This is a genomic window from Citrobacter freundii complex sp. 2025EL-00176, from assembly GCF_053309355.1.
On sequence record NZ_JBRYHT010000006.1, the window covers coordinates 128890 to 149956 of the forward strand.

General features: G+C 54.5%; 19 protein-coding genes. All 19 read left to right on the forward strand.

Annotation, left to right across the window (positions count from 1 at the left end; translation table 11 throughout):
- Positions 1-2 precede the first annotated feature (2 nt).
- The 19 genes from ilvN (at position 3) to secM (ending at position 21010) form a co-directional block, all read left to right on the forward strand.
- A complete protein-coding gene (gene ilvN, locus ACVXHP_RS13935; RefSeq protein WP_003829566.1) occupies positions 3-494 on the forward strand; it encodes an acetolactate synthase small subunit in 492 nt (163 codons plus the stop codon).
- A 265-nt stretch (positions 495-759) separates the two neighbouring features.
- Positions 760-1764 (forward strand): catabolite repressor/activator, encoded by a 1005-nt coding sequence (gene cra / locus ACVXHP_RS13940; RefSeq protein ID WP_038637189.1) that lies wholly within the window; start codon positions 760-762, stop codon positions 1762-1764.
- 613 nt (positions 1765-2377) lie between these two features.
- Entirely contained in the window at positions 2378-2836 is a 459-nt protein-coding gene (gene mraZ, locus ACVXHP_RS13945; RefSeq protein ID WP_137360247.1) for a division/cell wall cluster transcriptional repressor MraZ, read from the forward strand.
- A 1-nt stretch (position 2837) separates the two neighbouring features.
- Positions 2838-3779 carry a 16S rRNA (cytosine(1402)-N(4))-methyltransferase RsmH gene (rsmH, locus tag ACVXHP_RS13950; RefSeq protein ID WP_042312345.1) on the forward strand — a complete coding sequence of 314 codons (942 nt, stop codon included), beginning with the start codon at positions 2838-2840 and terminating at the stop codon, positions 3777-3779.
- On the forward strand, positions 3776-4141 hold the full coding sequence (gene ftsL, locus ACVXHP_RS13955; protein ID WP_006686695.1) for a cell division protein FtsL: 366 nt from the start codon (positions 3776-3778) through the stop codon (positions 4139-4141). Before rsmH ends, ftsL begins: the two co-directional genes overlap by 4 nt.
- A 15-nt stretch (positions 4142-4156) precedes the next feature.
- On the forward strand, positions 4157-5923 hold the full coding sequence (gene ftsI, locus ACVXHP_RS13960) for a peptidoglycan glycosyltransferase FtsI (RefSeq protein ID WP_038637202.1): 1767 nt from the start codon (positions 4157-4159) through the stop codon (positions 5921-5923).
- A complete protein-coding gene (murE, locus tag ACVXHP_RS13965) occupies positions 5910-7397 on the forward strand; it encodes a UDP-N-acetylmuramoyl-L-alanyl-D-glutamate--2,6-diaminopimelate ligase (protein WP_447571665.1) in 1488 nt (495 codons plus the stop codon). Before ftsI ends, murE begins: the two co-directional genes overlap by 14 nt.
- Complete coding sequence (murF, locus tag ACVXHP_RS13970; RefSeq protein WP_447571666.1) at positions 7394-8752, forward strand: UDP-N-acetylmuramoyl-tripeptide--D-alanyl-D-alanine ligase; 1359 nt, start codon at positions 7394-7396, stop codon at positions 8750-8752. Before murE ends, murF begins: the two co-directional genes overlap by 4 nt.
- A complete protein-coding gene (mraY, locus tag ACVXHP_RS13975; RefSeq protein WP_016151694.1) occupies positions 8746-9828 on the forward strand; it encodes a phospho-N-acetylmuramoyl-pentapeptide-transferase in 1083 nt (360 codons plus the stop codon). The genes murF and mraY overlap by 7 nt, the downstream gene beginning before the upstream one ends.
- A gap of 2 nt (positions 9829-9830) precedes the next feature.
- Positions 9831-11147: a UDP-N-acetylmuramoyl-L-alanine--D-glutamate ligase gene (gene murD, locus ACVXHP_RS13980; RefSeq protein WP_447571667.1), complete on the forward strand. Its 1317-nt coding sequence runs from the start codon at positions 9831-9833 to the stop codon at positions 11145-11147.
- Positions 11147-12391, forward strand: coding sequence for a cell division protein FtsW (gene ftsW / locus ACVXHP_RS13985; RefSeq protein WP_079225510.1), 1245 nt, complete (start codon positions 11147-11149; stop codon positions 12389-12391). Before murD ends, ftsW begins: the two co-directional genes overlap by 1 nt.
- Entirely contained in the window at positions 12388-13455 is a 1068-nt protein-coding gene (murG, locus tag ACVXHP_RS13990) for an undecaprenyldiphospho-muramoylpentapeptide beta-N-acetylglucosaminyltransferase (protein WP_447571668.1), read from the forward strand. The genes ftsW and murG overlap by 4 nt, the downstream gene beginning before the upstream one ends.
- 51 nt (positions 13456-13506) lie before the next feature.
- Complete coding sequence (gene murC, locus ACVXHP_RS13995; protein ID WP_447571669.1) at positions 13507-14982, forward strand: UDP-N-acetylmuramate--L-alanine ligase; 1476 nt, start codon at positions 13507-13509, stop codon at positions 14980-14982.
- The gene (locus ACVXHP_RS14000; RefSeq protein WP_447571670.1) at positions 14975-15895 is read left to right on the forward strand and encodes a D-alanine--D-alanine ligase; all 921 of its coding nucleotides are present in this window, start codon (positions 14975-14977) and stop codon (positions 15893-15895) included. Before murC ends, ACVXHP_RS14000 begins: the two co-directional genes overlap by 8 nt.
- A 1-nt stretch (position 15896) precedes the next feature.
- Positions 15897-16730, forward strand: coding sequence for a cell division protein FtsQ (gene ftsQ / locus ACVXHP_RS14005; RefSeq protein WP_003018758.1), 834 nt, complete (start codon positions 15897-15899; stop codon positions 16728-16730).
- Entirely contained in the window at positions 16727-17989 is a 1263-nt protein-coding gene (ftsA, locus tag ACVXHP_RS14010; protein WP_003018755.1) for a cell division protein FtsA, read from the forward strand. The genes ftsQ and ftsA overlap by 4 nt, the downstream gene beginning before the upstream one ends.
- A 62-nt stretch (positions 17990-18051) precedes the next feature.
- Positions 18052-19203 carry a cell division protein FtsZ gene (gene ftsZ / locus ACVXHP_RS14015; protein ID WP_003018753.1) on the forward strand — a complete coding sequence of 384 codons (1152 nt, stop codon included), beginning with the start codon at positions 18052-18054 and terminating at the stop codon, positions 19201-19203.
- Between the two features lie 100 nt (positions 19204-19303).
- On the forward strand, positions 19304-20221 hold the full coding sequence (gene lpxC, locus ACVXHP_RS14020) for a UDP-3-O-acyl-N-acetylglucosamine deacetylase (RefSeq protein WP_006686706.1): 918 nt from the start codon (positions 19304-19306) through the stop codon (positions 20219-20221).
- Positions 20222-20503: 282 nt separating this feature from the next.
- On the forward strand, positions 20504-21010 hold the full coding sequence (gene secM / locus ACVXHP_RS14025; protein ID WP_200008607.1) for a secA translation cis-regulator SecM: 507 nt from the start codon (positions 20504-20506) through the stop codon (positions 21008-21010).
- Positions 21011-21067 lie beyond the last annotated feature (57 nt).

Sequence of the window (21067 nt, forward strand, 5' to 3'; positions counted from 1 at the left end):
TTATGCGCCGGATATTATCGGTATTGCTGGAAAACGAGTCGGGTGCCTTGTCGCGTGTGATAGGCCTTTTCGCCCAGCGTGGATACAATATTGAAAGCCTGACCGTCGCGCCCACTGACGATCCAACCTTATCGCGAATGACGATCCAGACGGTAGGGGATGAGAAAGTCCTGGAGCAGATCGAAAAGCAGCTACACAAACTGGTGGATGTTCTGCGCGTTAGCGAACTGGGGCAGGGCGCCCATGTTGAACGAGAGATCATGTTGGTGAAAATCCAGGCCAGCGGCTATGGTCGGGAAGAGGTGAAACGCAACACGGAGATTTTCCGTGGGCAAATCATCGACGTCACGCCGTCCATTTACACCGTACAGTTGGCGGGCACCAGTGATAAGCTGGATGCGTTCCTGGCAACATTACGGGAAGTTGCCAAAATTGTAGAGGTAGCCCGTTCCGGCGTGGTGGGGCTTTCTCGCGGCGATAAAATCATGCGCTAATAGTCGCCTGTAGGCCTGAGAAGCACAGCGCCATCAGACATCATCGCGGCGGTCATGCCAGATGGCGGCGTAAACGCCTTATCCGGCCTACAGGTAACGTACCCGTTTTCGCTGATGCTACCTGCTGCGCTTTTTTTTTGCGAAATCAGCAGTAACCAGAGACAAAAGCGGTTGCCGCAGTCATTATTCTGCGCTTAGATGTTAAGAAACTTAACCCATGCCATCACAAAGGTTATGGTTTGTACATTTTACGCAAGGGGCAATTGTGAAACTGGATGAAATCGCTCGGTTGGCCGGCGTTTCGCGAACGACTGCAAGCTACGTTATTAATGGCAAAGCAAAGCAATATCGCGTAAGCGACAAAACGGTTGAAAAAGTCATGGCGGTGGTGCGTGAGCATAATTACCACCCGAATGCCGTGGCGGCCGGGCTGCGTGCTGGACGCACACGCTCTATCGGGCTGGTGATCCCGGATCTTGAAAACACAAGCTATACCCGGATCGCAAACTATCTGGAGCGCCAGGCGCGTCAGCGCGGGTATCAACTGTTGATTGCCTGCTCTGAAGATCAGCCAGATAACGAAATGCGCTGTATTGAGCATCTTTTACAACGCCAGGTTGATGCCATCATTGTGTCGACTTCCTTGCCGCCAGAACATCCGTTCTATCAGCGCTGGGCAAACAGTTCATTCCCGATTGTGGCGCTGGACCGTGCGCTGGATCGCGAACATTTCACCAGCGTGGTGGGCGCGGACCAGGACGATGCGGAAATGCTGGCGCAGGAGTTACGTAAATTCCCTGCAGAAACCGTGCTCTATCTGGGCGCGCTCCCTGAATTATCCGTCAGCTTCCTGCGTGAGCAGGGTTTCCGTACCGCATGGAAAGACGATCCGCGTGACGTGCATTTCCTCTACGCCAACAGCTATGAGCGGGAAGCGGCAGCACAGCTATTTGATAAATGGCTGGAAACGCATCCAATGCCTCAGGCGCTGTTTACCACATCGTTTGCTCTGTTACAGGGGGTGATGGATGTGACCCTGCGTCGCGATGGGCAGTTGCCGTCTGATTTGGCGATAGCGACTTTTGGCGATCACGAACTGCTCGACTTCCTGCAGTGTCCGGTTCTCGCGGTGGCGCAACGCCATCGTGATGTAGCGGAACGCGTGCTGGAGATTGTGCTGGCAAGTCTGGATGAGCCGCGTAAACCAAAACCTGGATTAACGCGTATACGGCGTAATCTGTACCGTCGCGGTATTCTGAGCCGTAACTAAGTTGCCTCATTTGATGACGTCAACGGCATAAGCCTCTGACGTCATCAAATATTCTATTCTCAGAAATAACCTCATTATAATTAAGAATATTCTTTAGAATTATCTGAAATTGATTCTTGAATTATGCCGAATTAAAAATGCAACTCGCCATTTTTGGGTTATTGAAGCGTAAAGATGCGTTACGGTTGTATTATTTTGTTACATGCTTGTGGGGATTTGCCGAATTAACAAACACTTTGCAGCCCTATGGCGACAACCTCACGCTGACCTCGCTCCTGCACGGCATACAGACTGATTAACTGGTACTGTTATCTCGCTGCATATTGTCCTAAAATGCCGCTCGCGTCGCAAACTGACACTTTATATTTTCTTTTGATGATATTCAGTTGTTTTAAACAATCATGAGTTGTTGGATTTTTTTCTTACAAATATTCATGACGTTAATTTGCTTCGTTTGCTGTACGGAATTTGTTCAACGCTGATATTAGCCGTAAACAATGTGTTTTTTGCTCCGCTTAGCGCCGTGACTTGCTTGACAAGGTTTTCCTCCGCTCCGTAAACTCCTTTAAGTGGGATTTTGTGGGATAAAGTGGTAATCGGGGGTGAGACTGGCATGTTCCGGGGAGCAACGTTAGTTAATCTCGACAGTAAAGGGCGCTTATCGGTGCCCACCCGTTATCGGGAGCAACTGCTCGAGAGCGCTACCGGTCAAATGGTTTGCACCATTGACATCCATCACCCGTGCCTGCTGCTGTACCCCCTGCCTGAATGGGAAATTATCGAGCAGAAGTTATCGCGTCTGTCGAGCATGAATCCAGTTGAGCGTCGCGTACAGCGTCTGTTGTTGGGGCATGCCAGCGAATGTCAGATGGATAGCGCTGGCCGATTATTGATAGCGCCCATTCTGCGGCAACACGCGGGGCTAACGAAAGAAGTGATGCTGGTTGGGCAGTTCAATAAGTTTGAGCTGTGGGATGAAACGACCTGGTATCAACAGGTCAAGGAAGATATCGACGCTGAGCAGTCTGTTACCGGCGCGCTGTCGGAACGATTGCAGGATTTGTCTCTATAAAATGATGGAAAATTATAAACATACAACGGTATTGCTGGATGAGGCCGTCAACGGTCTGAATATTCGTCCAGACGGTATCTACATTGACGGGACATTTGGTCGCGGTGGTCATTCACGTCTGATCCTCTCACAGCTTGGCGAAGAGGGACGTTTACTGGCTATCGATCGCGATCCGCAGGCTATTGCCGTTGCACAGACGATTACCGATCCCCGTTTCTCCATCGTTCATGGACCTTTCTCTGCGCTGGCTGACTATGTCGCCGAGCGCGGACTTACCGGTAAGATCGACGGGATTCTTCTCGATCTTGGCGTGTCTTCACCGCAGCTTGATGACGCGGAGCGCGGTTTCTCGTTTATGCGTGACGGTCCGTTGGATATGCGTATGGATCCAACACGCGGTCAGTCCGCAGCCGAATGGCTGCAAACCGCCGATGAAGCGGACATTGCCTGGGTGATTAAAACCTTTGGCGAGGAGCGTTTTGGCAAACGCATTGCTCGCGCCATCGTAGAGCGCAATCGCATCGAACCGATGACCCGCACCAAAGAGCTGGCGGAAGTGATTGCGGCGGCAATGCCGGTGAAAGACAAATTCAAACATCCCGCGACCCGTACCTTCCAGGCGGTGCGCATCTGGGTGAACAGTGAACTGGAGGAGATAGAGCAGGCGCTAAAAAGCTCGCTCAGCGTGCTGGCACCAGGTGGTCGCCTTTCGATTATCAGTTTCCACTCGCTTGAAGACCGCATTGTGAAACGCTTTATGCGTGAACAAAGCCGTGGTCCTCAGGTTCCGGCTGGAATACCGATGACGGAAGCGCAGATCAAAAAGCTGGGCGGCCGTGAGTTAAGAGCACTAGGCAAGATGATGCCGGGTGAAGAAGAGGTAGCTGAAAATCCTCGTGCCCGTAGTTCAGTTCTGCGTATTGCAGAGAGGACGAACGCATGATCAGCAGAGTGACAGAAGCCCTCAGCAAAGTTAAAGGATCGATAGGAAGCAACGAGCGCCATGCCTTGCCTGGCGTGATCGGTGACGATCTTTTGCGGTATGGGAAGCTGCCACTCTGCCTGTTCATTTGCATTATTTTGACGGCGGTTACCGTCGTGACAACAGCACACCATACGCGGTTACTGACCGCGCAGCGTGAGCAACTGGTTCTGGAGCGAGATGCGTTGGATATCGAATGGCGCAACTTGATCCTTGAGGAGAACGCGCTCGGCGACCATAGCCGTGTTGAACGGATCGCAACGGAAAAGCTGCAAATGCAGCATGTTGATCCCTCACAAGAAAATATCGTAGTACAAAAATAAGGATAAACGCGACGCATGAAAGCAGCGGCAAAAACGCACAAACCAAAACGCCAGGAAGAACAAGCCAACTTTGTCAGTTGGCGTTTTGCGTTACTGTGCGGCTGTATTTTGCTGGCATTGGGTTTCCTGCTGGGGCGCGTTGCCTGGCTGCAAATCATCGCGCCGGATATGCTGGTGCGTCAGGGCGACATGCGTTCCCTGCGCGTACAGGAAGTCTCCACATCGCGTGGGATGATTACCGATCGTTCCGGCCGTCCGCTGGCGGTGAGCGTTCCGGTGAAGGCAATTTGGGCCGACCCGAAAGAGGTGCATGACGCAGGCGGCGTGAGCGTTGGTGAACGCTGGAGAGCGTTGTCGACTGCGCTGAATCTCCCGCTTGACCAGTTGGCTTCCCGCATTAACGCCAACCCGAAAGGGCGCTTTATCTATCTGGCGCGTCAGGTTAACCCTGACATGGCCGACTATATCAAAAAACTCAAACTACCAGGTATTCACCTGCGTGAAGAATCCCGTCGTTACTATCCTTCCGGAGAAGTGACCGCTCACCTCATTGGCTTTACTAACGTTGACAGCCAGGGGATTGAAGGCGTTGAGAAGAGCTTCGATAAGTGGCTCACCGGACAGCCGGGCGAACGTATCGTACGTAAAGACCGCTATGGCCGCGTAATTGAAGATATCTCCTCTACCGACAGCCAGGCGGCGCATAACCTCGCGCTGAGTATTGATGAGCGTTTACAGGCGCTGGTCTACCGCGAACTGAATAATGCCGTGGCGTTCAACAAAGCGGAGTCCGGCAGCGCCGTGCTGGTGGATGTCAACACCGGTGAAGTGCTGGCGATGGCGAACAGCCCGTCATACAACCCCAATAATCTCTCCGGTACGCAAAAAGATGTCATGCGTAACCGTACCATTACCGACGTGTTTGAACCGGGTTCTACCGTCAAACCCATGGTGGTAATGACGGCGCTGCAGCGTGGAGTGGTACGCGAAAATACCGTACTCAATACGATTCCTTACCGAATTAATGGTCACGAAATCAAAGACGTGGCGCGTTATAGCGAATTGACCCTTACCGGGGTTTTGCAGAAGTCGAGTAACGTCGGTGTTTCTAAGCTGGCGTTAGCGATGCCGTCCTCAGCGTTAGTAGATACTTACTCACGTTTTGGGCTGGGAAAAGCGACCAATTTGGGGTTGGTCGGAGAACGCAGTGGCTTATATCCTCAAAAACAACGGTGGTCTGACATAGAGAGGGCCACCTTCTCTTTCGGCTATGGGCTAATGGTAACCCCGTTACAGTTAGCGCGAGTCTATGCAACGATCGGCAGCTATGGCGTTTATCGCCCACTGTCGATTACCAAAGTTGACCCTCCTGTTCCGGGCGAGCGTATTTTCCCGGAAGCGACCGTTCGTACCGTGGTGCACATGATGGAAAGCGTGGCGCTGCCCGGAGGCGGCGGCGTGAAGGCGGCGATTAAAGGCTATCGCATCGCCATCAAAACCGGTACGGCGAAAAAAGTAGGGCCGGATGGCCGCTACATCAACAAATACATTGCTTATACCGCAGGCGTTGCGCCTGCGAGTCAGCCGCGCTTCGCGCTGGTTGTTGTTATCAACGATCCGCAGGCGGGTAAATACTACGGTGGCGCCGTTTCCGCGCCGGTCTTCGGTGCCATCATGGGCGGCGTACTGCGCACCATGAACATCGAACCGGATGCTCTGGCAACGGGCGATAAAAGTGAATTTGTGAATAATCAAGGCGAGGCAACAGGTGGCAGATCGTAATTTGCGCGACCTTCTTGCTCCATGGGTGCCGGGTGCACCGGAGCGAGCACTGCGGGAGATGACGCTCGACAGCCGTGTGGCTGCATCGGGCGATCTCTTTGTAGCAGTATTGGGTCATCAGGCGGACGGGCGTCGGTATATCCCGCAGGCGATAGCGCAAGGTGTGGCTGCCATTATTGCAGAAGCAAAAGATGAAGCGACTGACGGTGAAATCCGTGAAATGCACGGCGTTCCGGTTATCTATCTCAGCCAGCTTAACGAACGCTTATCTGCACTGGCGGGCCGTTTTTACCACGAGCCTTCTGAAAAAATGCGTCTGGTTGGCGTGACCGGGACCAACGGTAAAACCACCACTACTCAATTGCTGGCGCAGTGGAGCCAACTGCTGGGCGAAACCAGCGCGGTCATGGGAACAGTAGGCAATGGTCTGCTGGGTAAAGTGATCCCGACGGAAAATACCACCGGTTCAGCCGTGGATGTTCAGCATGTGCTGGCGGGGCTGGTTGCACAGGGTGCAACGGTTGGCGCGATGGAAGTCTCTTCCCACGGTCTGGTTCAGCATCGCGTCGCGGCGCTGAAGTTTGCCGCATCGGTATTTACTAACTTAAGCCGTGACCACCTCGACTACCACGGTGACATGGAACATTACGAAGCGGCGAAATGGCTGCTGTATTCCACGCACCATTGCGGTCAGGCCATCGTCAATGCGGATGATGAGGTTGGCCGCCGCTGGCTGGCGAAACTTCCGGATGCGGTTGCCGTTTCGATGGAAGACCACATCAACCCGAACTGTCATGGTCGTTGGTTAAAAGCGGTTGAGGTGAGGTATCACGACAGCGGGGCAACGATTCGCTTTACCTCCTCATGGGGTGACGGCGAAATTGAAAGCCGCCTGATGGGGGCGTTTAACGTCAGCAATCTGCTGCTGGCGCTGGCAACGCTGCTGGCGCTGGGTTATCCGTTAGCTGATTTACTGAAAACAGCGACACAATTGCAGCCGGTTTGCGGGCGCATGGAAGTGTTCAGCGCACCGGGTAAAACCACCGTTGTGGTTGATTATGCCCATACCCCGGATGCGCTGGAAAAAGCGCTGCAGGCGGCGCGTCTGCACTGTACAGGCAAACTGTGGTGCGTTTTTGGCTGCGGCGGCGATCGCGACAAAGGCAAACGGCCGCTGATGGGCGCGATTGCCGAACAATTTGCTGATGTTGTCGTGGTGACTGATGACAACCCACGTACCGAAGAGCCACGCGCCATCATCAACGACATTCTGGCGGGGATGCTGGATGCCGGACAGGCGAAGGTGATGGAAGGTCGCGCAGAAGCCGTGACTAACGCCATCATGCAGGCGAAAGAAAACGACGTGGTGCTGGTGGCCGGCAAAGGTCACGAAGACTACCAGATCGTTGGCTCACAGCGTCTTGACTATTCTGACCGCGTCACGGCAGCTCGCCTGCTGGGGGTAATCGCATGATTAGCGTAACGCTCAGCCAGCTGGCGGAAATCCTCCGTGGCGACCTAAAAGGGGGCGATCTGACCCTCGATGCAGTGACAACCGATACGCGTAAAGTGACGCCTGGCTGCCTGTTTGTGGCGCTGAAAGGCGAACGCTTTGATGCCCACGATTTTGCCGACAAGGCGAAAGACGGTGGGGCTGGCGCGCTGTTAGTCAGCCGTCCGCTCAATATTGATTTACCGCAGGTTATTGTAAAAGACACCCGTCTGGCGTTCGGTGAACTGGCTGCGTGGGTTCGCGCCCAGGTTCCGGCGCGCGTGGTCGCGCTGACCGGCTCATCCGGCAAAACGTCTGTTAAAGAGATGACCGCCGCGATTCTCAGTCAGTGCGGCAAAACGTTATATACCGCAGGCAACCTGAACAACGACATCGGGGTGCCGATGACGCTGTTGCGCTTAAACAACGATTACGACTATGCCGTGATTGAGCTTGGCGCCAATCATCAGGGCGAAATCGCCTGGACCGTTGGCCTGACGCGCCCGGAAGCGGCGCTGGTGAACAATCTTGCTGCCGCGCATCTGGAGGGTTTCGGCTCTCTGGCGGGTGTTGCGAAAGCAAAAGGTGAAATTTTTAGCGGTCTGTCAGCGAATGGTATCGCCATCATGAATGCTGATAACAACGACTGGCTGAACTGGCAGAGCATCATTGGCGATCGCAAAGTCTGGCGCTTCTCCCCGAATGCGGCCAACAGCGACTTTTCGGCGACCAACGTTCACGTGACCTCACACGGCACGGAGTTTTCGCTGCAAACGCCAACCGGAAGCATTGATGTTCTGCTGCCGCTGCCGGGTCGTCACAACATTGCTAACGCCCTGGCGGCGGCTGCGCTCTCTATGGCGGTAGGCGCGACGCCTGAGGCGATCAAAGCGGGCCTGAAGGATCTGCAAGCGGTACCGGGGCGTCTGTTCCCAATTCAACTGGCAGAAAATCAGCTGCTGCTGGACGACTCCTACAACGCTAACGTAGGTTCGATGACCGCAGCGGTACAGGTGCTGTCCGAAATGCCGGGCTACCGCTTGCTGGTGGTGGGCGATATGGCAGAGCTTGGCGCGGAAAGCGAAGCATGTCACGTACAGGTAGGTGTTGCTGCGAAAACCGCGGGCATCGACCGTGTACTGAGTACAGGGAAACTGAGTCAGGCAATTAGCGACGCCAGCGGCGTGGGCGAGCATTTTGCGGATAAAACCGCGCTGGTCGCGCATCTCAAGGCGCTGATTGCAGAACATCAGATCATGACGATTTTAGTGAAGGGTTCACGTAGTGCCGCCATGGAAGAGGTAGTACGCGCATTACAGGAGAATGGGACATGTTAGTTTGGCTGGCCGAACATTTGGTCAAATATTATTCCGGCTTTAACGTCTTTTCTTATCTGACGTTTCGCGCCATTGTCAGCCTGCTGACCGCGCTGTTCATCTCTTTGTGGATGGGCCCGCGCATGATCGCCCGCCTGCAAAAAATGTCCTTTGGACAGGTCGTACGTAACGACGGTCCGGAATCACACTTCAGTAAACGCGGTACGCCGACCATGGGCGGGATTATGATCCTCACCGCGATTGTTATCTCCGTACTGCTGTGGGCATACCCGTCGAACCCGTACGTCTGGTGCGTGCTGGTGGTATTGGTCGGGTACGGCATTATTGGTTTTGTCGATGACTACCGCAAAGTGGTACGCAAAGACACCAAAGGCCTGATCGCACGCTGGAAATATTTCTGGATGTCGGTAATTGCGCTGGGCGTGGCCTTTGCGCTGTACCTGGCGGGGAAAGATACCCCGGCGACCGAACTGGTCGTGCCGTTCTTCAAAGACGTGATGCCGCAACTGGGACTGTTCTACGTCCTGCTGGCGTACTTCGTGATTGTGGGGACCGGTAACGCGGTCAACCTCACCGACGGCCTTGATGGTCTGGCGATTATGCCAACCGTGTTTGTGGCTGCGGGTTTTGCGCTGGTGGCATGGGCGACCGGTAACATGAACTTCGCCAACTATCTGCACATTCCGTATTTACGCCATGCCGGTGAACTGGTGATCGTCTGTACGGCGATAGTTGGCGCAGGGTTGGGCTTCCTGTGGTTTAACACCTATCCGGCGCAGGTCTTTATGGGCGACGTCGGATCGCTGGCGCTGGGCGGCGCGCTGGGCATTATTGCCGTGCTGCTGCGTCAGGAGTTCCTGCTGGTGATCATGGGCGGCGTGTTTGTCGTAGAAACGCTGTCGGTCATTCTGCAGGTCGGTTCCTTTAAGCTGCGCGGACAGCGCATCTTCCGTATGGCGCCGATTCACCATCACTATGAACTGAAAGGCTGGCCGGAACCGCGCGTGATTGTGCGCTTCTGGATTATTTCGCTGATGCTGGTGCTGATTGGCCTGGCAACGCTGAAGGTACGTTAATCATGGCTGATTACCAGGGTAAAAAAGTCGTCATTATCGGTCTGGGTTTGACCGGGCTGTCCTGCGTGGATTTCTTCCTGGCGCGTGGCGTGACGCCGCGCGTGATGGATACCCGCGCGACGCCGCCGGGCCTGGATAAATTACCGGAAGCGGTTGAGCGCCATGTTGGCAGTCTGAATGATGACTGGCTGCTGGACGCCGATCTCATCGTCGCCAGCCCTGGTATTGCCCTGGCGCACCCTTCGCTGAGCGCTGCCGCCGATGCGGGGATTGAAATTGTCGGTGACATCGAGCTGTTCTGTCGCGAAGCGCAGGCGCCGATCGTTGCGATCACCGGTTCTAACGGTAAAAGCACCGTTACGACGCTGGTTGGCGAAATGGCGAAAGCGGCCGGTGTGAACGTAGGGGTGGGCGGTAACATTGGCCTGCCCGCGCTGATGCTGCTGGATGACGAGCGCGAGCTGTATGTTCTGGAACTGTCGAGCTTCCAACTGGAGACGACCTCCAGCTTACAGGCCGTAGCCGCCACCATTTTGAACGTCACCGAAGATCATATGGACAGGTATCCGTTTGGCTTGCAGCAGTATCGTGCGGCCAAACTGCGCGTTTATGAGAATGCGAAGGTCTGCGTGGTCAATGCGGATGATGCGCTGACCATGCCGGTTCGTGGTGCCGATGAGCGTTGCGTGAGCTTTGGCGTCAACATGGGAGACTATCACCTTAATCGTCAGCAGGGCGAAACCTGGCTGCGGGTGAAGGGTGAAAAAGTTCTGAACGTGAAAGAGATGACGCTTACCGGCCAGCATAACTATACCAACGCCCTGGCAGCGCTGGCGCTGGCTGATGCTGCGGGTCTGCCGCGGGCGTCGAGCCTGAAAGCGCTGACCACCTTTACCGGGCTGGCGCATCGTTTCCAGTTGGTACTGAATCATAACGGTGTGCGTTGGATCAACGATTCAAAAGCGACCAACGTGGGCAGTACCGAAGCGGCGCTGAATGGGCTGCACGTTGACGGTACGCTGCACCTGCTGTTGGGCGGCGACGGGAAATCCGCTGACTTTATGCCGCTGCAACGTTATCTGAACGGCGACAACATTCGTCTGTACTGCTTTGGTCGCGATGGCGCGCAGCTTGCCGCGCTGCGACCTGAGGTTGCGGAACAAACTGAAACCATGGAGCAGGCAATGCGTCTGCTCGCGCCGCGCGTGAAGCCGGGTGATATGGTGCTGCTGTCGCCCGCCTGTGCCAGCCTCGATCAGTTCAAGAGTTTTGAGCAACGCGGTGACGTCTTTACGCGCCTGGCGAAGGAGTTGGGTTGATGCGTTTATCTCTCCCTCGTCTGAGAATGCCGCGCTTACCGGGACTGGGTGTCCTGGCGTGGATCTTCGCGGCACTTAAAGGCTGGGTGATGGCTTCGCGTGATAAAGACGCGGACAGCCTGATCATGTATGACCGCATGCTGCTATGGCTGACCTTTGGTCTGGCGGCAATTGGTTTCATCATGGTGACATCGGCATCAATGCCCGTGGGGCAACGTCTGGCGGGCGATCCCTTCCTGTTTGCTAAACGTGACGCGCTGTACATCTTCCTGGCGTTCTGTTTGGCGATGGTCACGCTGCGGTTGCCGATGGAGTTCTGGCAGAAGTACAGCACCACGATGCTCATCGCCTCGATCATCATGCTGCTGATCGTGCTGGTAGTGGGGAGCTCCGTTAACGGGGCATCGCGCTGGATTGCTCTGGGGCCGCTGCGTATTCAGCCTGCGGAATTTACCAAGCTGTCGCTGTTCTGTTATCTCGCCAACTACCTGGTACGCAAGGTGGATGAAGTGCGAAACAACCTGCGCGGCTTCCTGAAACCGATGGGCGTGATCCTGGTGCTGGCGGTGCTGCTGCTGGCGCAGCCTGACCTCGGTACGGTGGTGGTGCTGTTTGTTACCACGCTGGCGATGCTGTTTCTTGCCGGGGCTAAATTGTGGCAGTTCATTGCGATTATCGGCATGGGGATATCGGCGGTCGTACTGCTGATCCTTGCCGAACCGTATCGTATTCGACGCGTAACCTCTTTCTGGAATCCATGGGAAGATCCGTTCGGCAGCGGATACCAGCTGACGCAATCGCTAATGGCTTTTGGCCGCGGTGAGGTTTGGGGGCAAGGGTTAGGCAACTCAGTCCAAAAACTTGAGTATTTACCGGAAGCGCACACCGACTTCATCTTCGCCATCATTGGGGAAGAGCTGGGTTATATCGGTGTGGTATTGGCACTTTTAATGGTATTCTTCGTCGCTTTTCGCGCGATGTCGATTGGCCGTAAAGCGCTGGAAATTGACCACCGTTTTTCAGGCTTTTTAGCCTGCTCCATCGGGATCTGGTTTAGCTTCCAGGCGCTGGTAAACGTCGGCGCGGCGGCAGGTATGCTGCCAACCAAAGGCCTGACGCTGCCGTTGATCAGTTATGGTGGTTCCAGTTTGTTGATAATGTCGACGGCCATCATGTTTTTGTTACGTATTGATTATGAAACGCGTCTGGAAAAAGCCCAGGCGTTTACACGAGGTGCACGATGAGTGGTCAACCGAAGCGGTTAATGGTGATGGCAGGCGGTACCGGCGGGCATGTGTTCCCGGGGCTGGCGGTCGCGCACCATTTAATGGCCCAGGGCTGGCAGGTTCGTTGGCTGGGCACCGCCGATCGTATGGAAGCGGACTTAGTGCCGAAGCATGGCATTGAAATTGACTTTATTCGCATCTCCGGTCTGCGTGGCAAAGGCGTTAACGCTCTGCTTGCCGCACCCGTGCGTATTTTTAACGCCTGGCGGCAGGCGCGCGCCATCATGAAGCAATTCAAGCCTGATGTGGTGTTGGGTATGGGCGGCTACGTCTCAGGTCCCGGCGGTTTAGCCGCATGGTCATTAGGTATTCCGGTCGTACTGCATGAGCAGAACGGCATAGCGGGATTAACCAATAAATGGCTGGCAAAGATTGCAACGAAGGTTATGCAGGCTTTTCCTGGCGCTTTCCCGAATGCGGAAGTGGTCGGCAACCCGGTTCGCACGGACGTGCTGGCGCTGCCATTACCCGAAGCGCGTCTTGCTGGACGTGAAGGCCCAGTTCGTGTGCTGGTGGTCGGTGGTTCTCAGGGCGCACGCGTCCTCAACCAGACTATGCCACAGGTTGCCGCAAAGCTTGGCGAGGCGGTGACTATCTGGCATCAGAGCGGTAAGGGCGCGCAGCAGACCGTTGAACACGCTTATGCAGAGGCGGGACAACCGCAGCATAAGGTTACTGAGTTTATTGATGATATGGCCGCCGCTTATGCGTGGGCAGATGTTGTCGTGTGCCGTTCCGGCGCGCTGACGGTGAGTGAGATTGCCGCCGCAGGCTTGCCTGCGCTGTTTGTGCCGTTCCAGCACAAAGACAGACAGCAGTACTGGAATGCGTTGCCGCTGGAAAAAGCGGGCGCCGCCAAAATTTTAGAGCAACCACAGTTTACTGTGGATGCTGTCGCCAGCACCCTTGCCGGGTGGTCGCGAGAAACTTTATTAACCATGGCTGAACGTGCGCGCGCCGCATCCATACCGGATGCCACCGAACGCGTTGCAAATGAAGTGAGCCGGGCTGTCCGGGCGTAATTGTGGTGATGCCTTTTGCATCGCATGAACTAAGAAGTTAATGGCTAAAGAATGAATACACAACAACTGGCAAAACTGCGTTCCATCGTGCCCGAAATGCGTCGCGTTCGGCACATTCACTTTGTCGGCATCGGTGGTGCTGGTATGGGCGGTATTGCCGAAGTTTTGGCCAATGAAGGTTATCAGATCAGCGGTTCTGACTTAGCGCCGAATCCGGTGACGCAGCAGTTGACGAATCTCGGCGCCACGATTTTCTTCAACCATCGCCCTGAAAACGTGCGCGATGCGAGCGTGGTGGTGGTCTCCAGTGCGATTTCTGCGGATAACCCGGAAATTGTTGCGGCGCATGAAGCGCGTATTCCGGTGATTCGTCGTGCTGAGATGCTGGCGGAGTTAATGCGTTTTCGTCACGGCATCGCCATTGCGGGGACGCACGGTAAAACCACGACCACGGCGATGGTCTCCAGTATTTACGCGGAAGCGGGGCTGGATCCAACCTTTGTTAACGGCGGTCTGGTGAAGGCTGCTGGCGTTCATGCGCGCCTGGGTCATAGCCGTTATTTGATTGCCGAAGCGGACGAGAGCGACGCGTCGTTCCTGCATTTACAGCCGATGGTGGCGATTGTCACCAATATCGAAGCCGACCATATGGATACCTACCATGGCGACTTCGAAAATTTAAAGCAGACGTTTATTAATTTCCTGCATAACTTGCCGTTTTATGGTCGTGCGGTGATGTGCGTTGACGATCCGGTGATCCGCGAACTGTTACCGCGCGTGGGCCGTCAAACCACAACCTATGGTTTCAGTGATGATGCTGATGTACGTGTTGAAGACTACCAGCAGATTGGCCCGCAGGGTCACTTCACCCTTGTGCGTCAGGGGATGGCCGATCTCCGCGTAACGTTAAACGCGCCTGGCCGCCACAATGCGCTGAACGCCGCGGCTGCGGTGGCGGTTGCGACGGAAGAAGGCATCGAAGACGACGCGATTCTGCGTGCGCTGGAGAGCTTCCAGGGGACAGGGCGTCGTTTTGACTTCCTCGGCGAATTCCCGCTTGAGCCGGTGAACGGTAAAACCGGGACCGCGATGCTGGTCGATGATTACGGCCATCACCCCACGGAAGTGGACGCCACAATTAAAGCCGCGCGCGCGGGCTGGCCGGACAAAAATCTGGTGATGCTGTTCCAGCCGCATCGGTATACGCGCACGCGCGATTTGTACGACGACTTTGCCAACGTGCTGACTCAGGTTGATACGCTGTTGATGCTGGATGTATACGCCGCGGGTGAAGCCGCCATTCCGGGCGCTGACAGCCGCTCGCTGTGCCGTACTATTCGTGGTCGCGGTAAGATCGATCCTATTCTGGTATCCGATCCGGCCCTGGTGGCAGAAATGTTGGCACCAGTATTAACCGGCAACGATCTGATTTTGGTGCAAGGTGCTGGAAATATCGGCAAAATTGCGCGTTCCTTAGCTGAAATCAAACTGAAGCCGCAAAATCCGGAGGAAGAACAGCATGGCTGATAAAATCGCGGTCCTGTTAGGAGGTACCTCCGCAGAGCGAGAAGTGTCGCTGAATTCCGGCGCGGCCGTACTGGCAGGGTTACGCGAAGGTGGTGTCGATGCCCATCCGGTTGACCCGAAAGAGGTTGATGTCACTCTTCTGAAATCAATGGGTTTTCAGAAGGTGTTTATTGCTCTGCATGGGCGTGGTGGTGAAGATGGTACGCTGCAGGGCATGCTGGAGCAGATCGGCCTGCCGTATACCGGCAGCGGCGTCATGGCTTCCGCGATCTCAATGGACAAACTGCGCAGCAAGCTGCTGTGGCAGGGCGCAGGTTTACCCGTCGCGCCATGGGTTGCGTTGACCCGCGCTGAGTTCGAAAAAGGTCTTAGCAATGAAGTGGTTGCAAAAATCTCTGCGTTAGGTTTGCCGCTGATTGTGAAGCCAAGCCGTGAAGGCTCCAGCGTAGGGATGTCAAAAGTTGAAGAAGAAAATGCTTTGCAGGGTGCATTAGCATTGGCTTTTCAGCATGATGAAGAAGTACTGATTGAAAAATGGCTCAGTGGCCCGGAATTTACAGTTGCGATACTCGGCGAAGAAATTTTACCGTCAATACGTATCCAACCGGCGGGAACCTTCTATGATTATGAGGCGAAGTATCTCTCTGATGAGACACAATATTTCTGCCCTGCAAGTCTGGAAGTAGAGCAAGAGGTTCAATTACAGGATTTAGTCCTGAAAGCGTGGACCACCCTGGGCTGTAAAGGTTGGGGTCGCATTGACGTCATGCTGGACAGCGATGGCCAGTTTTATCTGCTGGAAGCCAATACCTCTCCGGGTATGACCAGCCACAGCCTGGTGCCGATGGCGGCGCGTCAGGCGGGCCTGAGCTTCTCGCAGTTGGTGGTAAGAATTCTGGAGTTGGCGGACTGATATGTCGCAGGCTGCGCTGAACACGCGAAACGGTGATGAAGAAGAAGTAAACTCCTCACGCCGCAATAATGGAACGCGTCTTGCAGGAATACTGTTCCTGCTGACAGTGCTGTGCACCGTGTTTGTCAGCGGCTGGGTAGTGTTGGGATGGATGGAAGATGCGCAGCGTTTGCCGTTGTCAAAACTGGTGTTAACCGGCGAACGGCACTACACGCGCAATGATGATATCCGTCAGTCCATTCTGGCGCTGGGTGCGCCGGGAACCTTTATGACCCAGGATGTGAACATCATCCAGAGTCAGATTGAACGCCTCCCGTGGATTAAACAGGCGAGCGTGAGAAAGCAATGGCCTGATGAATTGAAGATTCATCTGGTTGAATATGTGCCAATTGCGCGTTGGAATGACCAACACATGGTGGATGCCGAAGGCAATACGTTCAGCGTCCCAACCGGTCGGGCCAATAAGCAGGTATTACCCATGTTGTACGGACCGGAAGGCAGCGCAAGCGAAGTGCTGCAAGGGTTCCGCGATATGGGGCAGGTGCTGGCTAAGGATAGATTCACCCTGAAGGAAGCGGCGATGACCGCTCGTCGTTCCTGGCAGTTGACGCTGAATAACGATATTAAGCTCAATCTGGGCAGGGGCGATACGATAAAACGTTTGGCTCGCTTTGTGGAACTCTACCCGGTTTTACAGCAGCAGGCGCAAACCGATGGCAAACGGATTAGCTACGTTGATTTGCGTTATGACTCAGGAGCGGCAGTAGGCTGGGTCCCCTTGCCTCCTGAGGAATCTAATCAGCAACAGAATCAGGCACAGGCAGAACAACAATGATCAAGGCGACGGACAGAAAACTGGTAGTTGGACTGGAGATTGGCACCGCGAAGGTAGCCGCTTTAGTAGGGGAAGTTCTGCCCGACGGTATGGTCAATATCATTGGCGTGGGCAGTTGCCCATCGCGAGGTATGGATAAAGGCGGGGTGAATGACCTTGAGTCAGTGGTGAAATGCGTACAGCGCGCCATTGACCAGGCTGAGCTGATGGCAGATTGCCAGATATCCTCGGTGTATCTGGCGCTTTCCGGCAAACATATTAGCTGTCAGAATGAAATTGGTATGGTGCCCATTTCCGAAGAGGAAGTGACGCAGGAAGATGTGGAAAACGTCGTACATACGGCAAAATCCGTACGCGTGCGCGATGAACATCGTGTTCTGCACGTGATTCCGCAGGAATACGCCATTGACTACCAGGAAGGTATCAAAAATCCGGTCGGTCTTTCCGGCGTACGTATGCAGGCAAAAGTGCATCTTATTACCTGCCACAACGACATGGCGAAGAATATTGTCAAAGCCGTTGAACGTTGTGGTCTGAAAGTTGACCAACTGATTTTCGCCGGACTGGCAGCCAGTTATTCCGTGTTGACGGAAGATGAACGTGAACTGGGTGTCTGCGTGGTAGATATTGGTGGTGGTACAATGGACATCGCCGTTTATACTGGCGGGGCGTTGCGCCATACCAAAGTGATCCCTTATGCAGGGAATGTGGTGACCAGCGATATCGCGTATGCCTTTGGTACGCCGCCGAGCGATGCCGAAGCCATCAAAGTACGTCATGGCTGCGCGCTGGGTTCCATCGTCGGTAAAGACGAGAGCGTTGAGGTGCCAAGCGTGGGCGGTCGTCCGCCGCGGAGCCTGCAGCGTCAGACTTTGGCAGAGGTCATTGAGCCGCGTTATACCGAGCTGCTCAACCTGGTCAACGAAGAAATTCTGCAATTACAAGAACAGCTTCGCCAGCAAGGGGTGAAACATCATCTGGCGGCGGGGATTGTGTTAACCGGCGGCGCAGCGCAAATTGAAGGTCTAGCGGCCTGTGCTCAGCGCGTGTTCCATACGCAAGTCCGTATTGGCGCACCGCTGAATATTACCGGTCTGACGGATTATGCCCAGGAGCCGTATTATTCAACGGCGGTGGGGCTGCTTCACTACGGGAAAGAATCCCATTTAAGTGGTGAGGCTGAAGTTGAAAAACGCGTAACGGCGTCAGTTGGCTCGTGGATTAAACGACTCAATAGCTGGCTGCGAAAAGAGTTTTAATTTTTAAAGAGACCGACGCACATTACTGGTCTCAGGCGACAGGCACAACGGAGAGAGAAACTATGTTTGAACCTATGGAACTAACCAATGACGCGGTGATTAAAGTCATCGGCGTCGGCGGCGGCGGCGGTAATGCCGTTGAACACATGGTGCGCGAGCGCATCGAAGGTGTTGAATTCTTCGCGGTGAATACCGACGCTCAGGCGTTGCGTAAAACGGCGGTTGGACAGACCATTCAGATTGGTAGCGGCATCACCAAAGGTCTGGGCGCGGGTGCAAACCCGGAAGTCGGTCGTAATGCGGCAGACGAAGATCGTGAAGCTCTGCGTGCAGCGCTTGACGGCGCAGACATGGTGTTTATCGCAGCAGGTATGGGCGGCGGTACCGGAACCGGTGCAGCGCCAGTGGTTGCTGAAGTAGCAAAAGATTTAGGTATCCTGACCGTTGCTGTTGTGACTAAGCCTTTTAACTTTGAAGGCAAGAAGCGTATGGCATTCGCGGAGCAGGGTATCACCGAGCTGTCCAAACACGTGGACTCTCTGATCACTATCCCGAACGACAAACTGCTGAAAGTGCTGGGCCGTGGTATCTCCCTGCTGGATGCGTTTGGCGCAGCGAACGACGTGTTGAAAGGCGCAGTTCAGGGTATCGCTGAACTGATTACGCGTCCGGGCCTGATGAACGTCGACTTTGCAGACGTGCGCACCGTGATGTCCGAAATGGGCTATGCGATGATGGGCTCCGGCGTGGCAAGCGGTGAAGATCGTGCGGAAGAAGCGGCTGAAATGGCTATCTCTTCTCCGCTGTTGGAAGATATCGATCTGTCTGGTGCGCGCGGCGTACTGGTCAACATTACTGCGGGCTTCGACCTGCGTCTGGATGAGTTCGAAACCGTCGGTAACACCATCCGTGCCTTTGCATCGGATAACGCGACCGTGGTTATCGGTACCTCTCTGGACCCGGATATGAACGACGAACTGCGCGTGACCGTTGTTGCCACTGGAATTGGTATGGACAAGCGTCCTGAAATCACTCTGGTGACCAACAAGCAGGTCCAGCAGCCGGTAATGGATCGTTACCAGCAGCACGGTATGGCGCCGTTGACGCAAGAGCAGAAACCGGTAGCAAAAGTGGTTAACGACAATACGCCGCAAACCACGAAAGAGCCGGATTATCTGGATATCCCTGCATTCCTGCGTAAGCAAGCTGATTAAGAATTAGCTGGAATTTGGGAATTGTGGCTCTTTGTGCTAAACTGGCCCACCGAATGTATAGTACACTTCGGTTGGATAGGTAATTTGGCGAGATTATACGATGATCAAACAAAGGACTCTTAAACGTATCGTTCAGGCGACTGGCGTCGGTTTACACACCGGCAAAAAGGTCACACTGACGTTACGCCCTGCGCCGGCCAACACCGGGGTCATCTATCGTCGCACCGACTTGAATCCTCCGGTAGATTTCCCGGCCGATGCCAAATCTGTGCGTGATACCATGCTCTGTACGTGTCTGGTCAACGAGCATGATGTACGGATTTCAACCGTTGAGCACCTTAACGCTGCTCTGGCGGGCTTAGGTATCGATAACATCGTTATTGAAGTTAACGCCCCGGAAATCCCGATCATGGATGGCAGTGCCGCTCCGTTCGTTTATCTGCTGCTTGATGCAGGTATTGAAGAACTGAGCAGCGCCAAAAAATTTGTTCGCATCAAAGAGACCGTTCGTGTCGAAGATGGCGATAAGTGGGCTGAGTTTAAGCCGTATAATGGTTTTACGTTGGATTTCACCATCGACTTTAACCATCCGGCAATCGACTCCAGCACGCAGCGCTACGCGATGAACTTCTCTGCGGATGCGTTCATGCGCCAGATCAGCCGTGCACGTACTTTCGGCTTCATGCGTGATATCGAATATCTGCAGTCCCGTGGTCTGTGCCTGGGCGGCAGCTTCGATTGTGCCATCGTTGTTGACGATTATCGCGTATTGAACGAAGACGGCCTGCGTTTTGAAGACGAGTTCGTTCGTCACAAAATGCTCGACGCGATTGGTGACTTGTTCATGTGTGGTCACAACATTATTGGTGCATTCACCGCGTATAAATCCGGTCATGCATTGAATAACAAACTGTTGCAGGCGGTCCTGGCGAAACAGGAAGCCTGGGAATATGTGACCTTCCAGGACGATGCAGAACTGCCGTTGGCGTTCAAAGCACCTTCGACCGTACTGGCATAACGACATACGCTGTCGCATAAATTCGACTGGTAAATCTGGCACTCTCTCCGGCCAGGTGAACCAGTCGTTTTTTTATTTTCCGATTGCAAACCACCTTCTCTGAAGCGACTTTCCCCCCACCGGCAGAGTAAAATAGCGTTCGATCGCTGCTTTCTTAAGCATATTTACCCGCGACTTGCGTCATTACTGCTGTGGTGAGAACGCATTAATGGTAATATTTGTGCGCAAAAAATGGTTTTGCATTTGTAACCCCAAACGCAGGGTATATCAGGTGGCAATAACGTGAGTGGAATACTGACGCGCTGGCGACAGTTAGGCAGACGGTACTTCTGGCCGCATCTCCTGTTGGGGATGGTCGCGGCTAGTTTTGGCCTGCCCGCGCTCGGTAATGCTGCTGAACCTAATACCCCCGCGAAGGCGACCGCCAGCAATCACGATCAAGGCGCTAAAGTTAACTTTAGCCAACTTGCTTTGCTGGAAGCGACCAATCGCCGCCCGAATTTTACCGTCGACTACTGGCATCAGCATGCCATTCGTACGGTCATTCGCCATCTTTCTTTTGCTATGGCTCCTCAGGCGCTGCCCGTTGCCGAAGAGCCGTTGCCAATCCAGGCGCACCATCTTGCGTTACTGAATACGCTCAGCGCGATGCTGACGCAGGAAGGCAGACCGCCCGCGACCGTAAGTCGCGTGACATACTCCCATTTTACCTCTCAGGCCGCGTTTAGCGTTCCGGTCTGGATCAGCCAGCTGCAAGGTATTCGCGCTGGCCCTCAACGCCTCAGCTAAAAAATAACCTTCCAACTTATAATTTTTGACTCCGCACCGCGGGGCGTTTGAGATTTT

Coding starts and splice junctions, on each gene's coding strand:
- murF (WP_447571666.1), top strand. CDS start 7,394: ATGATTAGCGTAACGCTCAGCCAGCTGGCGGAAATCCTCCGTGGCGAC.
- ftsZ (WP_003018753.1), top strand. CDS start 18,052: ATGTTTGAACCTATGGAACTAACCAATGACGCGGTGATTAAAGTCATC.
- rsmH (WP_042312345.1), top strand. CDS start 2,838: ATGATGGAAAATTATAAACATACAACGGTATTGCTGGATGAGGCCGTC.
- ftsW (WP_079225510.1), top strand. CDS start 11,147: ATGCGTTTATCTCTCCCTCGTCTGAGAATGCCGCGCTTACCGGGACTG.
- ftsQ (WP_003018758.1), top strand. CDS start 15,897: ATGTCGCAGGCTGCGCTGAACACGCGAAACGGTGATGAAGAAGAAGTA.
- mraY (WP_016151694.1), top strand. CDS start 8,746: ATGTTAGTTTGGCTGGCCGAACATTTGGTCAAATATTATTCCGGCTTT.
- ftsL (WP_006686695.1), top strand. CDS start 3,776: ATGATCAGCAGAGTGACAGAAGCCCTCAGCAAAGTTAAAGGATCGATA.
- murC (WP_447571669.1), top strand. CDS start 13,507: ATGAATACACAACAACTGGCAAAACTGCGTTCCATCGTGCCCGAAATG.
- mraZ (WP_137360247.1), top strand. CDS start 2,378: ATGTTCCGGGGAGCAACGTTAGTTAATCTCGACAGTAAAGGGCGCTTA.
- murG (WP_447571668.1), top strand. CDS start 12,388: ATGAGTGGTCAACCGAAGCGGTTAATGGTGATGGCAGGCGGTACCGGC.
- lpxC (WP_006686706.1), top strand. CDS start 19,304: ATGATCAAACAAAGGACTCTTAAACGTATCGTTCAGGCGACTGGCGTC.
- ACVXHP_RS14000 (WP_447571670.1), top strand. CDS start 14,975: ATGGCTGATAAAATCGCGGTCCTGTTAGGAGGTACCTCCGCAGAGCGA.
- ftsA (WP_003018755.1), top strand. CDS start 16,727: ATGATCAAGGCGACGGACAGAAAACTGGTAGTTGGACTGGAGATTGGC.
- murD (WP_447571667.1), top strand. CDS start 9,831: ATGGCTGATTACCAGGGTAAAAAAGTCGTCATTATCGGTCTGGGTTTG.
- ilvN (WP_003829566.1), top strand. CDS start 3: ATGCGCCGGATATTATCGGTATTGCTGGAAAACGAGTCGGGTGCCTTG.
- ftsI (WP_038637202.1), top strand. CDS start 4,157: ATGAAAGCAGCGGCAAAAACGCACAAACCAAAACGCCAGGAAGAACAA.